The organism is Pseudomonas fluorescens (genome assembly GCF_003732425.1).
GTDB lineage: Bacteria > Pseudomonadota > Gammaproteobacteria > Pseudomonadales > Pseudomonadaceae > Aquipseudomonas > Aquipseudomonas fluorescens_BE.
The window spans coordinates 217,934-232,889 of the sequence record NZ_MOBX01000005.1 but is presented as its reverse complement, the minus strand read 5'-3'; the positions used below and the strand labels follow the sequence as shown (position 1 = coordinate 232,889).

Genomic DNA, 14,956 nt, shown 5'->3' with positions numbered 1-14,956 from the left:
CAATGATGTGTTGCAGGTTTGCGACTGCTGCGCAGTCGAGCGGGAGCAAGCTCCCTCGCCACACAGATCAGTGGCGAAATGAAGATCCGGTGTGTTGCTCAGGTAACTGCGCTTCTCTGTGAAACAGCTTCTCGCGCAGGCTGCCGGTGTCGTACGCGGTCTTGTACGACCCGCGCCGCTGTAACTCAGGAATCACCAGCTCAATAAAATCGACATAGCTTTCCGGGGTAACAATGCGGGTCAGGTTGAAGCCATCGAGGCCGGTCTCGGCGATCCACGATTCCAGCTCATCCGCGACGTGCTCAGGCGAACCGACCACGGTGATGTAGCGGCCACCGAGGGCGTGCTGGTCGAGCAATTTGCGCCGGGTCCAGTCGTTGTTCTGCAGGTTCTTGGTGGCCGACTGAATCGCGTTGCTCTTCACGTACTGGATAGGTTCGTCGATCTCGTACCGGGAAAAGTCGATGCCGGTCGACGCAGAGAAATGCGCCACGCCGGCTTCGGCGCTGGCGTAGCTCAGGTACTCGGCGTGCTTGGCCCAGGCGGCTTCTTCAGTCGCGCCGACAATCACGTTAAGGCCCATGAACACCTTGATGTCCTCAGGGTTGCGCCCCGCTTCGACGGCACTGGCGCGGACCTTGTCCACCTGAACCCTGGTCGACGGTTTGTTCTGGCCGCTGATGAACACGCACTCGGCGTGACGCCCGGCGAACAGCAAACCGCGCTCAGAACTGCCGGCCTGAAACAGCACCGGTGTGCGCTGCGGCGAGGGTTCACAGAGGTGATAACCCTCGACCTGATAGAACTCGCCCTTGTGCTCGACCTTGTGCACTTTTTCCGGGTTGGCGTAGATGCGCTGCTCGCGATCGTTGAGCACCGCGCCGTTGTCCCAACTGCCTTCCCAGAGTTTGTAGAGCACTTCGAGGTACTCGTCGGCCTGGTCGTAGCGACGGTCGTGTTCGACCTGTTCGCTGAGTCCCATGGCTTTCGCAGCGCTGTCGAGGTAACCGGTGACGATGTTCCAGCCCACCCGGCCACGGCTCAGATGATCGAGCGTGGACATGCGCCGGGCGAACAGATACGGCGGCTCGTAGGTGAGGTTGGCGGTCAGGCCGAAGCCGAGGTTTTTAGTGACCGCAGCCATTGCTGAAACCAGCAGCAACGGATCGTTGACCGGCAACTGGATCGACTCTTTCAGGGTGACGTCCACCGAGTTTTGATAGACGTCGTAGACGCCGATGATGTCGGCGATGAACAAGCCGTCGAACAGCCCGCGCTCCAGCAACTGCGCCAGTTCGGTCCAGTATTCGAGGGTGTTATAGCGCGTCGAGGTATCGCGCGGATGCGTCCACAAACCATGGTTGATGTGGCCGATGCAGTTCATGTTGAACGCGTTGAGCAGGATCTTCTTTTTCGTGGCGCTCATCAGATCGTCCCGCGCAGTGGAGGGTTTTCATCGTTGAGGTAGTAGTTGCCCACCGCGTGATACTTCCAGCGCACCGGATCGTGCAGTGTATGTACGCGGGCGTTGCGCCAGTGGCGGTCGAGGCCGTGTTCGATCAGCGTGGCCTGGCTGCCGGCGAGTTCGAACAACGTGCTGCCCGCGGCCAGGGAGATTTCCGTGCTGATCGCCCGGGCTTCGGCCACGGCAATCGAGGCTGCCGCGACAGTCTCTGCGTTGGTGTCAGCCTGGGCGGCGTCGAGGCATTCGCCGGCGCGTTCGAGCAAGGCTTCGGTGGCATGCAGGCGGATGCTCAAATGGCCGAAACTCTTCAATGTCAGCGGGTCTTCGGTGGCTTTATCGTTGCCGGAGTCGATCCACGGGCGCGTCTTGCTGCGCACGAAGTGCAAGGCATCTTCGTAAGCGGCGCGGGCGATGCCGGTGTCGATGGCAGCGTGAAGGATCTGTGCCAACGGGCCTACTGTGGTCGGGCGTTCGAAGGCGCTTTGAAACGGCAGCACGTCTTCAGCGGCAACGTACACGTCTTCGAACACCACCGAACCGCTGCCGGTGGTGCGCTGGCCGAAGCCGCTCCAGTCGTCGATCACGGTCAGGCCCTGACTGTCGCGCGGGACGAACGCCAGTTGCTGCACGCCGTTTTCATCGACTACGGAAGTGGGAATACGCTGGGCGTAAATCGCCCCGGTCGAGTAGAACTTGCGGCCATTGATGCGATAGCCGTCACCGTCGCGTTTGAGACTGGTGACGCGGTCGTGAGCGGTTTTGGTGCCCAGTTCCGCGAGGGCATTGCCGAAGCGTTGGCCGGCGAGCACTTCGGCGTACAACCGTTGTTTCTGCGCGTGACTGCCGTTCACACGGAGCACTTCGAGGGCGTAAAAATGGTTCTGCGGAATCTGCCCGAGCGAGCCGTCAGCCTGAGCGATCAGGGCGATGACTTTGGCTAGGGTTACGTTGGACACACCCGCACCACCGTATTCCTTTGGCACGCTGATGCCCCACAGACCTGAGCGGGAAAACACGTCGAGTTCCGGCAGTGGTAGGCGGCGTTCGCGGTCGCGCACGGCGCTGTCGCGTTTGAAATCTTCGGCCAGGTCGCTGGCGACGATCAGGGCTTGCTCATCGCTGGTGATGACCGCGACGGGATGGGAAAAAGTCATAGGTTTCTCCATTGCACTTGAGAAAGTGTGCGGTCGTCTCAGATCCAGGAATGGCGAGCAGGCAACGTGCCGTTGAGGCGATAGGCGCCGACCGCGTGATACTTCCAGCGCACCGGGTCGTGCAGGGTGTGCACGCGGGCGTTGCGCCAGTGGCGGTCGAGGTTGAATTCGGCAAGGGTCGCGCGGCTGCCGGCCAGTTCGAAAAGCTTCTCGCTGGCGAGCAAGGAAATCTCGGTGGTCAGCACTTTCGCTTCAGCTACGGCAATCGAGGCGCGGGCGGCGGATTCGGCAGTCAGCGGGGCGGCGTGAACTTGGTCGAGAATTTTGCCGGCCTTACGCAGCAACGCTTCGGCGGCGTGCAGTTCGATTTTCAGTTTGCCGATGTCGGCGATCACGTAGAGATCATCGCTGGCGCGCTCCACCTTGGCGTCGATCCATGGCCGTGCGCGGGTTTTGACGAACTCGATGGCATCGTCGATGGCGCCACGAGCAATGCCGGCGTCGATGGCGGCTTGGATCAACTGCGACACCGCGCCCTGAGTATTCGGGGTTTCGTTGATCTTCCAGTTGTCGACGACCAGGCCCGACTCGACACGCACGTTGTTCAGCAGAATCGTGCCGCTGGCGGTGGTGCGCTGACCGAAGCCCGACCAGTCATCAACGATACGCAAACCCGGTGTGCCGCGACGAACGAAGGCCAGCACTTGCTTGCCGTCATCGTTGAGCGCCTTGACCGCGACCCAGTGCGCAAACAGCGCACCAGTGGAGTAAAACTTCTGGCCATTGATCACGAAATCATCGCCATCAGCGGTGATCCGCGCTTTCAGTTCCAGGGTGTTTTTGGTGCCGCGTTCCGGGCCGGCATTGCCGATGCGCCAGCCTTCCAGAACGCTCTGGAGCAGCTGCTTTTTCTGCGCTTCGGTGGCGCTGCCAAGCACCAGATTGATGATGCCGAACTGGTTCTGCGGGATCTGCCCCAACGCCGGGTCGGCGGCGGAAATGATCGCAAATACCTCGGCTAATGTGACGAACGAAACCTGCGGCCCACCGTATTCACGCGGGATGGCGATGCTGCCCAATCCGCTGCGGGTGAACTGTTCAATTTCCGACCATGGCAACTTGCGCTGGCGGTCGCGTTTGGCCGCCTGCACGCGGGCGACTTGCGCCAGCTCATGGGCGGCTTCGATGGCTTGGGCGTCGTTGCGCAGGACTTGCGCGGGCAACAACGGGGCGATGTCCAGATCGGACTGGACGTTTGCATCGGCCAGACTGGACATCAGTGCCGCTCCTTGGCTGCACGCAATGCCCTGGCGATCTGCACTGGGGTGATTGTGTTCCGGACCATACTACCTACCTCACATCTCATGAAAAACGCCGCAAAGTGCGGCGAACGAAAGAATGTCCGGTGGTCCGGTTCATATACCCTAAGCGTGTATAAACATTAAATAAACTAACTTTTAGGAATATGCATAGAAGGGTGTGTGGTCAGATTGGTTAACAGACTTTTGCGCCTGGAGTGATCCTGTGGCGAAGGAGCTTGCTCTCTCGCCACAGGGCATTGTGTTCAGGACTTGCGGGATTCGGCAGCCATGAGTTCTGGCCGCAGGGGGACTTTCAGATAAGGATTTGCGCAGCCGATTTTCAAGGTGCGGGGCGGTGCCCAGCGGGAGTTGTTGCCGACCCGATCGAGAATGCAATACGTCACGTCCAGGCGCAGATCTTCGCCTGCTTCGACAATCACCGACGGCGGTACCCAGACCTGAATCGGCAACCCGACATCCGCGGCGGTGACCGGTGCCAGATCCATGCGCACATCACCCCAGCGCAAGGTAATAGCGTCATCCTCGGCCATGTTCAGGTACGGCTCGATGGTCAGCGGCACGCCACGTTTGATCTGGTTCGGATTAACACCCTGACGGCGTATGGCGTCGGGGATGGTCACGGGAGCCAATTGCTGGTTTTCGTCTGCGCTCAGCGCCGAGGGTTGTCCGCCGGGGCAGTCCAGTTTGACCTGTACGCGTGTCGCCGCCGATAACGCCGGACCCTGACCGACTTGCATCACCCGGTAGTGGATGCGCGCGGTGCCGTTGGCGATGAAACTCTCCGGCACCTTCAGGCTGACTGCCGTGCCGACGTCATCCGCCGTCAGCACTCTGGAGGCGACATAGCATTTGTTCCAGAACAGCTCGATGAGATCGCCGCTGTCCATGTCGGGGTAGGGCGACACCTCGATCAAGAGATGCGCGGCGGCGGCCAGATTGATGCCGGTTTTTTGCGCTGGCGCCAGGCTCGGCGCTGCCAGTTCGGGGGTATGCGAAGTGCGGGTCATCGATTTCTCTCCTTGAAGCCTTGCAGCGAAGTCCGTTTCTGGAAGAACAAAAGAGGTGAATAAACTGGCAATAAAACTTTTAACTTTTATTCGGGTTGAATACGGGGGATGAACTAATTTGTGCCGGTTGTCGACTAGATAAGAGTGTGCGGGATAAGGTGTCAATAGAGGATATTAGTTAATTCATGAATTACGAATTAATCAGAAATTTCCTACGCCGCCAGCACCGCATGCCTAGGTCTTCAGGTGAAATAAGCTACTCGGTACCGGGTTTTTTGCCGGTTTTACTTAAGGTTTGTTCGAGCACAGTCAAGTCGAGTGCACAGAAACACAGGTGGGCATTATCTGTTGCAGAACATATATATGTTCTGTTGGCGATAGGTTTAATCGGACTAGGGTGTGGCTGTTGCTGGAGTTTGATAAAGGTTACTTCCGTCCTTGGAAGTTATTGCTGGTGCGATCAAAGTTCTCAGGCGTGATTCAGAAACTTGCTGAGAAACTGTTTAGTGCGTTCTTCTTTCGGGTTGGCAAACAATGCTTTGGCTTCACCTTGTTCGACGATCACGCCTTTGTCGAAAAACACCACGCGGTTGGCCACGTCACGAGCAAAACCCATTTCGTGGGTGACGATGACCATGGTGCGGTTCTCTTCAGCGAGGCCACGAATGGTCGCCAGCACTTCGCCGACCAGTTCCGGGTCGAGAGCCGAGGTCGGTTCGTCGAACAGGATCACTTCCGGTTCCATCGCCAGCGCCCGGGCAATCGCCACGCGCTGTTGCTGGCCGCCGGAGAGACGACGCGGATAAGCGTCCTCTTTGCCAGCGAGGCCGACTTTTGCCAGCAGTTTTTTACCCAGGGCAACTGCCTCGTCGCGCGGCATCTTCTTGACCACGATCGGGCCTTCGATGACGTTTTCCAAAGCGGTGCGATGGGGGAACAGGTTGAAGTTCTGGAACACGAAACCCACATGCTGGCGCAGGTTGCGCACCAGACTCTGTTGCTGGTTCAGCGGGCGGCTGGTATCGATTTCGATATCGCCGACCTTGATCCGGCCGCTGGTGGGTTGTTCAAGGAAATTCAGGCAGCGCAAGAACGTCGTTTTCCCCGAACCGCTGGGGCCGATGATCGCGACGACTTCGCCTTCCTTCACCTCAAGGTCAATGCCGTTGAGCACGACCTGACCCTTGAATTGCTTGGTCAGTTTTTCCACGACAATCATGGGGTCAGGACTCCTGGTCGTGCCGATTGACCCGCTCTTCCAACTTGTTCTGAAAGTGCGAAAGCACCGTGGCCAGAATCCAGTAGATCAGCGCGGCGGCAAGATACATGGTGAAGACTTCAAAAGTCCGGGCGGTAATCAACTGCGCCTGACGGAACAGCTCCGGCACCTGAATGGTAGCGGCCAGTGCCGTGTCCTTGACCAGTGAAATGAAGCTGTTGCCCAGCGGCGGCAAGGCCGTGCGCATCGCTTGCGGCAGGATGGCCCGGCGCAGGGTCTGCGCGCGGGTCATGCCGATGCTCGCAGCGGCTTCCCACTGACCACGTTCGATCGAACCGATCGCGGCGCGCAGGATTTCACAGGCGTAAGCGGCCATGTTCAGCGAGAAGCCGATCAGAGCTGCTGGCAGTGGATCAAGCTCTACTCCCAGCTGCGGCAAGCCGTAATAGATCACGAACAGTTGCACCAGCAGCGGCGTACCGCGAAAGAACGACACGTAGATGCGCGCCAGCCAGCTCACCGATTTGAAGCGCGACAGGCGCATCAGCGCCAGGCCGAAGCCCAGCAGCAAGCCGAAGAACATCCCGCCGAGGCTGAGGACTACCGTGTAATACGCGCCCTTGAGCAGAAAGGGCGCGGAGTCCAGTGCGAGTTGGAAAGCTTCTTCCATTATTTAGTGACGTCAGCGTTGAAGTATTTCGTGGACAGCTTGGCGAGGGTGCCGTCGGCACGCAGTTCGTCGAGGGCCTTGTTCACCGCGGCCAGCAGCTCAGGCTCGCCTTTGCGCAGGGCAATACCAGATTCCTGACGGGAGAAGGGTTCACCGGCAGCGACGGTTTTCGGGGCTTTCTTGGCGTACTCAAGGGCGGCCAGACGGTCGATCAGGATGGCGTCGGTGCGGCCATTGTTCAGGTCGGCGAACTTGGTCGGATCATCGTCGTAAGTACGGACGTCGGCGCCCGGCACGTTGGCGCGAACCCATTGTTCGTAGTTGGTGCCCAGGCCGACACCGACTTTCTTGCCGGACAGGTCATTGGCGGTTTTGATGTTCAACGCCGCCTCTTTGCTCTTCAGAACCAGCGCTTGAATGCCGGAAACAGTGTACGGCTCGGAGAAGTCATACTTCTTCTTGCGCTCTTCGGAGATGGTCACCTGGTTGACCACGACGTCCAGACGCTTGGATTCCAGCGCAGCGAGAATGCCGTCCCACTTGGTCGGCTGAATCTTGGCTTTGACCCCGAGTTTTTGCGCCAGCGCTTCGGAAAGTTCGACTTCGAAGCCGGACAGCTTGCCGTCGGCATCAACGAAGCTGAACGGTGGGTAAGTGCCTTCCAGGCCGACGTTGATTACGCCTTTGTCCTTGATCTGTTGCAACTGTTCACCGGCCACTGCCTGGCCGATCAGGCCGGCGCTCAGCGCAAGACCTAGCGAACCTACCAGCAGATTGCGACGTAGTGCGGAAAAATTCATGACAAGCCCCTGTGTTTTCTTATGGAAGACGCTTAAGGAAAGTTGGCGAATTCGCGATTCGGACGACAGCGCTATCCTGCCTTAAAGCAGCTTATGCGTCTCTTGCGAAATTCGCCTGCGGCGAGACTATAAGATGTCTGCGTTAGACTTGAAAATACTTAATATCTGAAATGTTATTCTTTATTGGAATATGCATTGTTTGTGGAAAAAGATCGCAGCCTGCGGCAGCTCCTACATGAGATCACTTGTGGGAGCTGCCGCAGGCTGCGATCTTTTGATCTTCTGTTACAGGAAATCCTTGTAGGCAAACAACGCCGGCGCCCCACCGGTATGCAGGAAGATGATCGGGCCTTCATTAAAGCGCTGACGGCCAATCCCATCGAGCAAACCTGCCATGGCCTTGCCGGTGTACACCGGATCGAGTAACACCGCTTCCTGACTCGCCAGCAACTTCACTGCCGCCAGCGTCCCGGCGTTCGGCTCGCCATAACGCGGGCCGAAATATTCGTCCCACAACTCGACCTTGAAACTGGCCGGCAGTTCGACGCCAAGCAGCTCCGCCGTACGCTCGGCAAGTCCCTGAACTTTCGGCCGCTGATCTTCTTCACTGCGCGAAACGGTCACGCCAATCACCGGCAATTGCGGCAGCACTTCGCTCAATGCCAATACCAGACCGCTGTGAGTGCCGGCACTGCCCGAGGCCAAAACCACCGCGGCGAACTCAAGTCCGGTGTCCTTGATCTGCTCGGCCAGTTCCAGACCGGCACGCACATAGCCCAGCGCCCCGAGGGCATTGGAGCCACCGATTGGCACCAGATACGGCTTCTTGCCGTTGCTGCGCAGGCGGGCGGCGAGGGCAGTCAGTTGTTCGTCGGCGTTGTCGAGGTTATCGACCAGCTCGACCTTGGTGTCGAACAGATCCAGCAGCAGGCGGTTGCCGTTGCCGGTGTAATTGCTGTCGTCAGTGCCCAGCGGATTCTCCAGCAGCGCCACGCACCCCAGGCCCAGTTTGGCGGCCAGTGCAGCGGTCTGGCGGACATGGTTCGATTGCAAGGCACCGGCGGTGATCAGCGTGTCGGCGCCTTGTGCGAGGGCGTCGGCGGCGAGGTATTCGAGTTTGCGCAATTTGTTGCCGCCCATGGCCAGCGGCGTCAGGTCATCGCGCTTGATGTACACCTCGCGGCCGAGCCAGGTGGACAGGCGTTCGAGTTTTTCCAGTGGCGTCGGGTGGCCGAGCAGGTCGAGACGGTTAAAGCGGTCCAGCTGTTGTTTGATCATGAGCCCGTACTGGCGGAGGAAGATGAAAGGACTATAGGCACGCGCTTTTGCAGGGGCAACCGAGAATCGCTTATAGCCAAATGAACTGAGGCCAGCACTATCGGTTCTTAATTCGCTCTCATGACCATGCCGTAAAGTAGTCGCCGTTGACGCGGCCAGACAGTCCGGCCGCCCGTGAGGAGTCTTTACCGTGAGCGAGCGTTCCAGTCATTGGCAATTGCAGACCATCGTCAGTCAACTGCGCAGCGCGCGGGATCAGTGGCGGGCACAGAACGGCCGGGCGTCCGGCGAGCAGGGTGGTCGCGAGTTGCCGTCGCGGGCGGCGATGGCGGAGATTCTTGAAGCGTTGTGTGGGGCGCTGTTCCCGATGCGCCTGGGGCCGGTGGACCTGCGCGAAGAAAGTGAAGATTTCTACGTCGGCCACACCCTCGATGTGGCGTTGAATGCCTTGCTGGCGCAGACCCGCCTGGAGCTACGTTATGTCGCCCGCCACAGCGCGCAGGCTGACACTGAAGTCGAGGCCCGCGCGATTCAGATCGTGCAGGATTTTGCCTTGGCACTGCCGGGCCTGCGCACGCTGCTCGACACCGATGTGCTGGCGGCCTATCACGGTGATCCGGCGGCGCGCAGTGTCGATGAAGTGCTGCTGTGCTATCCGGGGATTCTGGCGGTGATTCATCATCGTCTCGCGCACCATTTGTATCGCGCCGGTTTGCCGTTGCTGGCGCGGATCAGCGCGGAAATCGCCCATTCGGCGACCGGTATCGATATCCATCCAGGTGCGCAGATCGGCCGCAGCTTCTTTATCGATCACGGTACGGGTGTGGTGATCGGCGAGACGGCGATCATTGGTGAGCGGGTGCGGATTTATCAGGCGGTGACGTTGGGCGCCAAGCGCTTCCCGGCGGATGAAGACGGGCAGTTGCAGAAAGGCCATCCGCGTCATCCGATCGTTGAAGATGATGTGGTGATTTATGCCGGGGCGACGATTCTCGGGCGGATCACCATTGGCAAAGGGTCGACCATTGGCGGCAATGTGTGGCTGACGCGCAGTGTGCCGGCCGGGTGCAATCTGACCCAGGCGAATTTGCAGCATGATGACGGGACGCAGAAGTAGGCTCTGAAATTGCGTTGCGGCATCTGGCCTCTTCGCGAGCAGGCTCGCTCCCACAATGGAATGCGCTTCAAATGTGGAAGCGAGCCTGCTCGCGAATGGTTTGCAGGCCGAATCGAGATAATGGCAATCAGCCAAATCTCCAGTGAACGAATCCCTCCAAACCCGCGTCATACCCCTCCTTGAGCTAGCGTAAGAAAACTACCGCCTAGCCGTACGATTAGTCCTTGCGACCCCATCCATGTTTAACTTGAACGTTCATTCAAGTTAAACCGGTGGTTCGCTGCCCGCTCACAACAGGAGGCTTGCCTTTGCTGAGTCCGATCATTTCAGCCACGTTTCAATTCCTTGAGGTGCACCTTTCATGAGTGCATCGTCTACCCCCGCCAGCGGTCTGGTGCGCATGAATCCGCCGGTGTTTTATTTCGCCGCGACGGTCATTCTGCTGTTTGGTCTGGTTGTTATCGCTATGCCGGAACAGGCTGGAGCCTGGCTGCTGCAAGCGCAAAACTGGGCGGCCAATACGGTCGGCTGGTATTACATGCTCGCGATGACGCTGTATCTGGTCTTCGTGGTGGTCACCGCCTTATCCGGCTACGGCAAGATAAAACTCGGTGCCGACCACGACGAGCCCGAATTCAGTTACCTGTCATGGGCCGGCATGCTGTTCGCCGCCGGGATCAGCATCACGCTGTTTTTCTTCTGCGTCTCTGAACCGCTGACCCACATGCTCCAACCCCCGCAAGGCGAGGCGGGCACGGCAGACGCGGCACGTCAGGCGATGCAAGTTCTGTTTCTGCACTGGGGCCTGCATGGCTGGGGCGTATTCGCCTTCGTCGGCATGGCGCTGGCGTATTTCGCCTATCGCCACAACCTGCCGCTGGCCCTGCGTTCAGCGCTGTACCCGCTGATCGGCAAGCGTATCAACGGCCCGATCGGTTACGCAGTGGACGGCTTCGGCATCATCGCCACGGTGTTCGGTCTGGGTGCCGACATGGGCTTCGGTGTGCTGCACCTCAACTCCGGTCTCGACTACTTGTTCGGCATCGCTCACACCCAGTGGATTCAGGTTGGCCTGATCACGCTGATGATGGGCGCGGCGATCATCGTGGCCGTCTCCGGCGTCGATAAAGGCGTGCGGGTGATGTCCGACATCAACATGCTGCTGGCCTGCGCGCTGCTGCTGTTCGTGTTGTTCGCCGGGCCTACCCAGCACCTGCTCAACACCTTGATCCAGAACCTTGGCGACTACCTCGGCGCCTTGCCGATGAAGAGTTTTGACCTTTACGCCTACGACAAACCGAGCGACTGGCTCGGTGGCTGGACGGTGTTTTACTGGGCCTGGTGGATTGCATGGTCGCCGTTCGTGGGCCTGTTCATCGCACGGATTTCCCGTGGCCGGACCATCCGTGAATTCGTCTTCGGCGTACTGCTGATCCCGCTCGGTTTCACCCTCGCGTGGATGTCAATTTTCGGCAACAGCGCGCTGGATCAAGTGCTCAACCACGGCATGAGCGCGCTGGGCATGTCGGCCATCGACAACCCGTCGATGAGCATTTACCTGCTGCTGGAAACCTACCCGTGGAGCAAAACCGTCATCGCCGTGACGGTGTTTATCAGCTTCGTGTTCTTCGTCACCTCTGCCGACTCCGGCACCGTGGTGCTTTCGACGCTGTCGGCCAAGGGCGGCAACCCGGACGAAGACGGGCCGAAATGGCTGCGAGTGTTCTGGGGCGCGATGACCGCGCTGATCACCAGCGCGCTGCTGTTCTCCGGCAGCATCGACGCGCTGAAATCAGCGGTAGTGCTGACGTCGCTGCCGTTCTCGCTGATCTTGCTGCTGATGATGTGGGGTTTGCACAAGGCGTTCTATCTGGAGTCGCAGAAGCAGATCGCGCAGTTGCATTCGCTGGCTCCGGTCTCCGGTGCGCGGCGTGGAACGGGCGGCTGGCGTCAGCGCCTGAGTCAGGCGGTGCACTTCCCGTCGCGTGACGAGGTGTACCGTTTCATGGACACCACAGTGCGCCCGGCGATTGAGGAAGTGACGGCGGTGTTCGTTGAAAAAGGCCTCAACGTGGTCACTCAGCCGGATCCCTCGCACGACAACGTCAGCCTGGAAATCGGCCACGGCGAGCAGCATCCGTTCATCTACCAAGTGCAGATGCGCGGCTACTTCACGCCGTCGTTCGCGCGCGGTGGCATGGGTTCCAAGCAGCTCAACAATCGTCGCTACTACCGTGCCGAGGTGCATTTGAGCGAGGGCAGTCAGGACTACGATCTGGTCGGCTACACCAAAGAACAGATCATCAACGACATCCTCGACCAGTACGAACGGCACATGCAGTTCCTGCATCTGGTGCGTTGATTGGCAGCTGGGCGCCGGGTCGATTCACGACTCGGCGCTCAGCACCATGAACAACACCATCGCTGCCATCGGCACACCGAACACCGCACTGCCAATCGCGATTTCCGAACCCAGCGGCTGGCCCGCGTGCACCACCCCTACCGCGCCGTTAATCACCGTCAATGCCAGCCACAGCGCGGCGAAGCCGTAGGCCATGGTCTGGCGGCTGAAGCCGATGCGTTCGCCGATGTAGAGCATCAGGGCGAGCAAGACCAGGCCGAAGAAAATGATGATGGTGGTGTGCATGGGGCGTTCTGCCTGGTGGAGGTGCAGTGCCGGGAAGAGCGCCTTCGCGAGCAGGCTCGCTCCTTGTGGCGCGTGGTTGCACATGAATTTTATGTACAACGCAACCCCTGTAGGAGTGAGCCTGCTCGCGATAGGGCCACCTCGGTATCCTTTAAAGCATAGCCAATCCAGCCCCCGCCACTGCACGTCATGTCTCGAGATTGCACACATTTTGCGACTCTTAAAGAGAGTGTGGCTGGCGGGGTATTTTTCTTCTTGGCACCCGGCTGCCGTTGATCTAACCCACAACCGAGTGCTGGTTCAGTGAGCTAATATTTATCTTAGTGTGTATCGTGTGTATGAAATCCGCCTGCGTCCCCTAGAGTGAATAGCTCCAGCGGTCGAACAGGGCAAAGGAAATGCGCAGTCGGGAAATGATCAGGATGATCGAGGACGATGGTTGGTTTCTGGTAGCGGTGAAAGGCAGCCACCACCAATACAAGCATCCGCTCAAGTAGGGAAGGGTGACGATCAAGCACCCTGAATCGGATCTGCCGAAGGGCACGATCAACAGCATTTTGAAACAGGCGGGCTTGAAATGAGGCCTGCTATTGGAAACGAGGGCCCCTTGATTGGCCTGTCAGAGGAAGGACTCACTCATATGAAATTCCCGGTCGTTCTGCACAAGGATGCCGATTCAGACTACGGAGTTATCATCCCGGATGTCCCGGGCTGTTTCTCCGCAGGCACTACGGTCGCTGATGCTTTTGAAAATACTCAGGAGGCGCTGGCGCTTCACTATGAGGGTTTGGTCGCCGACGGCGCGCCTTTGCCTCAGGTGCGGGACATTGATGCGCATCTCGATAATCCGGATTACGCCGGGGGGATCTGGGGTGTGGTCGATTTTGATATCACCCCGTATTTCGGCAAGTCAGTGCGTTTTAACGCCACATTGCCTGAGCAACTACTTGAGCGTATTGACCAGACAGTCCGACGTGACCAGCGCTATCGATCCCGCTCCGGTTTCCTCGCGGCGGCCGCCTTGCGCGAACTGTCGGTATAGCGAAGTCAGGTACTTTCGCGTTCGATCACCTGGCATTGCAGTAGATTCAGGCGTTGCACCTCGTCGCTAGGCAAGACGCCGAGGCTTTCCAGTACGCGTGTTGCAGCCAGTACGCCGATCTCCAGTGCCGGTGGTTTGATCGTGCTCAGACTTGGCAAAAGCATCTCGGCGAACGGGTAGTCGCCGAAGCCAAGCACGGCGCAGTCTTCGGGGATTTTCAAACCCGCGCGTTGCCCGGCGAGCAGGCCGCCGGCGGCGAGGTTGTCGTTGGCGAAGATGATCGCATCGGGGCGCGGGGATGCGCTCATCAGGGCGTCCATCGCCTGTTTGCCGGCCTCGAATGGTGCGCGATCAGCGTCGGGGGCGAACACCCAGGGTTCTAATCCAGATTCGCGCAGAGTCGCCGCGTAACCGTCGCGGCGCTCCAGCGCGCTGAAGTCGCCCGATGCACTGTTCTGCACGAAGGCGATACGTTGGTAGCCTTTTTCCAGTAGATACCTGGCTGCCGTCACGCCCACTTCAAAATGCGAAAAACCAATTTGCATCGGCTCGCGATCCGGCTGGTAATCCCAGGTTTCGATCACCGGAACATCCGCCTCGGCGATCATCTTTTCCGTGCCCGCACTGTGAAAGTGACTGGTCAGCACCAGCGCCGCCGGCGACCAGCCGAGAAACGCGCGCACCGCATTTTCTTCCTGCTCGGTGCTGAAGTAACTCGACGCCAGCAACAGCTGATAGCCATGGCGGCTAAGCGTATCGCTGAAACCTTGAATGGTATTGGCGAAGATCGGCCCGGAGATGTTCGGGATGACCATGCCGACGATTTTCCCTCGCGCTGACGCCAAGCCACCGGCCACCAGATTCGGCACGTAACCCAACTCCGCTACCACCGCCGCAATCCGCTCGCGGCGCTCGGGCGAAACCTGCTCGGGCTGATTGAAGTAGCGCGACACGGTGATCGCCGAAACCCCGGCTTGGCGCGCCACGGCATTCAGCGTTACACGTCCGGCGCCACGACGTTTGCGTGGCTTTTCTTCGCTCAAGGGTCGATCCTTCTTAAAAACCAAATCGCATATAAAAGTAATTTTTCAGTATTGGACGCTCTATGTGCGGCTTGCCAATACTGTCGATGGTAGCGCTAACAAAGCGCGCTGTCTGCTACTCGCTCGAGCGAATGCCCAAGACACCGATTCAGGCGCTGTCGTCGCAGAACGGCAGCGGTTCAGGGCCAATTT

General features: G+C 59.1%; 13 protein-coding genes and 1 pseudogene. 4 read left to right on the top strand and 10 right to left on the bottom strand.

The window, feature by feature from the left end:
- Window positions 1-67: 67 nt before the first annotated feature.
- The 8 genes from BK670_RS08960 to BK670_RS08925 form a co-directional block, all read right to left on the bottom strand.
- Window positions 68-1,426, bottom strand: a complete 1,359-nt coding sequence (locus BK670_RS08960) for an LLM class flavin-dependent oxidoreductase (RefSeq protein ID WP_123449478.1) — start codon at window positions 1,424-1,426, stop codon at window positions 68-70.
- Window positions 1,426-2,619 (bottom strand): SfnB family sulfur acquisition oxidoreductase, encoded by a 1,194-nt coding sequence (locus BK670_RS08955; protein WP_123449477.1) that lies wholly within the window; start codon window positions 2,617-2,619, stop codon window positions 1,426-1,428. The genes BK670_RS08960 and BK670_RS08955 overlap by 1 nt, the downstream gene beginning before the upstream one ends.
- Before the next feature lie 38 nt (window positions 2,620-2,657).
- A complete protein-coding gene (locus BK670_RS08950) occupies window positions 2,658-3,896 on the bottom strand; it encodes an SfnB family sulfur acquisition oxidoreductase (protein WP_123449476.1) in 1,239 nt (412 codons plus the stop codon).
- A 287-nt stretch (window positions 3,897-4,183) separates the two neighbouring features.
- Complete coding sequence (locus BK670_RS08945; RefSeq protein ID WP_123449475.1) at window positions 4,184-4,948, bottom strand: hypothetical protein; 765 nt, start codon at window positions 4,946-4,948, stop codon at window positions 4,184-4,186.
- 469 nt (window positions 4,949-5,417) lie between these two features.
- Window positions 5,418-6,167, bottom strand: a complete 750-nt coding sequence (gene tcyN / locus BK670_RS08940) for an L-cystine ABC transporter ATP-binding protein TcyN (protein WP_123449474.1) — start codon at window positions 6,165-6,167, stop codon at window positions 5,418-5,420.
- A 4-nt stretch (window positions 6,168-6,171) separates the two neighbouring features.
- On the bottom strand, window positions 6,172-6,837 hold the full coding sequence (gene tcyL, locus BK670_RS08935; RefSeq protein WP_123449473.1) for a cystine ABC transporter permease: 666 nt from the start codon (window positions 6,835-6,837) through the stop codon (window positions 6,172-6,174).
- Window positions 6,837-7,637 carry a cystine ABC transporter substrate-binding protein gene (gene tcyJ, locus BK670_RS08930; protein ID WP_123449472.1) on the bottom strand — a complete coding sequence of 267 codons (801 nt, stop codon included), beginning with the start codon at window positions 7,635-7,637 and terminating at the stop codon, window positions 6,837-6,839. The genes tcyL and tcyJ overlap by 1 nt, the downstream gene beginning before the upstream one ends.
- 285 nt (window positions 7,638-7,922) lie before the next feature.
- Entirely contained in the window at window positions 7,923-8,915 is a 993-nt protein-coding gene (locus BK670_RS08925) for a D-cysteine desulfhydrase (RefSeq protein WP_123449471.1), read from the bottom strand.
- Window positions 8,916-9,105: 190 nt separating this feature from the next.
- Between BK670_RS08925 and epsC the strand changes: the two genes are divergently transcribed.
- Together epsC and betT are read left to right on the top strand one after the other, a co-directional pair.
- Window positions 9,106-10,032: a serine O-acetyltransferase EpsC gene (gene epsC, locus BK670_RS08920; protein WP_016983653.1), complete on the top strand. Its 927-nt coding sequence runs from the start codon at window positions 9,106-9,108 to the stop codon at window positions 10,030-10,032.
- 400 nt (window positions 10,033-10,432) lie between these two features.
- Window positions 10,433-12,394 (top strand): choline transporter BetT, encoded by a 1,962-nt coding sequence (gene betT, locus BK670_RS08915; RefSeq protein ID WP_185036752.1) that lies wholly within the window; start codon window positions 10,433-10,435, stop codon window positions 12,392-12,394.
- A gap of 24 nt (window positions 12,395-12,418) precedes the next feature.
- On the opposite strand, the gene BK670_RS08910 is transcribed toward betT, so the two are convergent.
- A complete protein-coding gene (locus BK670_RS08910) occupies window positions 12,419-12,679 on the bottom strand; it encodes a hypothetical protein (RefSeq protein WP_123449469.1) in 261 nt (86 codons plus the stop codon).
- Window positions 12,680-13,077: 398 nt separating this feature from the next.
- On the opposite strand from BK670_RS08910, the pseudogene BK670_RS08905 reads away from it, so the two are divergent.
- Both BK670_RS08905 and BK670_RS08900 read left to right on the top strand, forming a co-directional pair.
- A pseudogene (locus BK670_RS08905) lies at window positions 13,078-13,260 on the top strand (type II toxin-antitoxin system HicA family toxin).
- Entirely contained in the window at window positions 13,257-13,721 is a 465-nt protein-coding gene (locus tag BK670_RS08900) for a type II toxin-antitoxin system HicB family antitoxin (protein WP_404942474.1), read from the top strand. The pseudogene BK670_RS08905 and the gene BK670_RS08900 overlap by 4 nt, the downstream one beginning before the upstream one ends.
- Before the next feature lie 5 nt (window positions 13,722-13,726).
- Here the strand turns inward: BK670_RS08900 and BK670_RS08895 are convergent, their stop codons facing one another.
- Window positions 13,727-14,764 (bottom strand): LacI family DNA-binding transcriptional regulator, encoded by a 1,038-nt coding sequence (locus tag BK670_RS08895; RefSeq protein ID WP_123449468.1) that lies wholly within the window; start codon window positions 14,762-14,764, stop codon window positions 13,727-13,729.
- Between the last annotated feature and the right edge of the window lie 192 nt (window positions 14,765-14,956).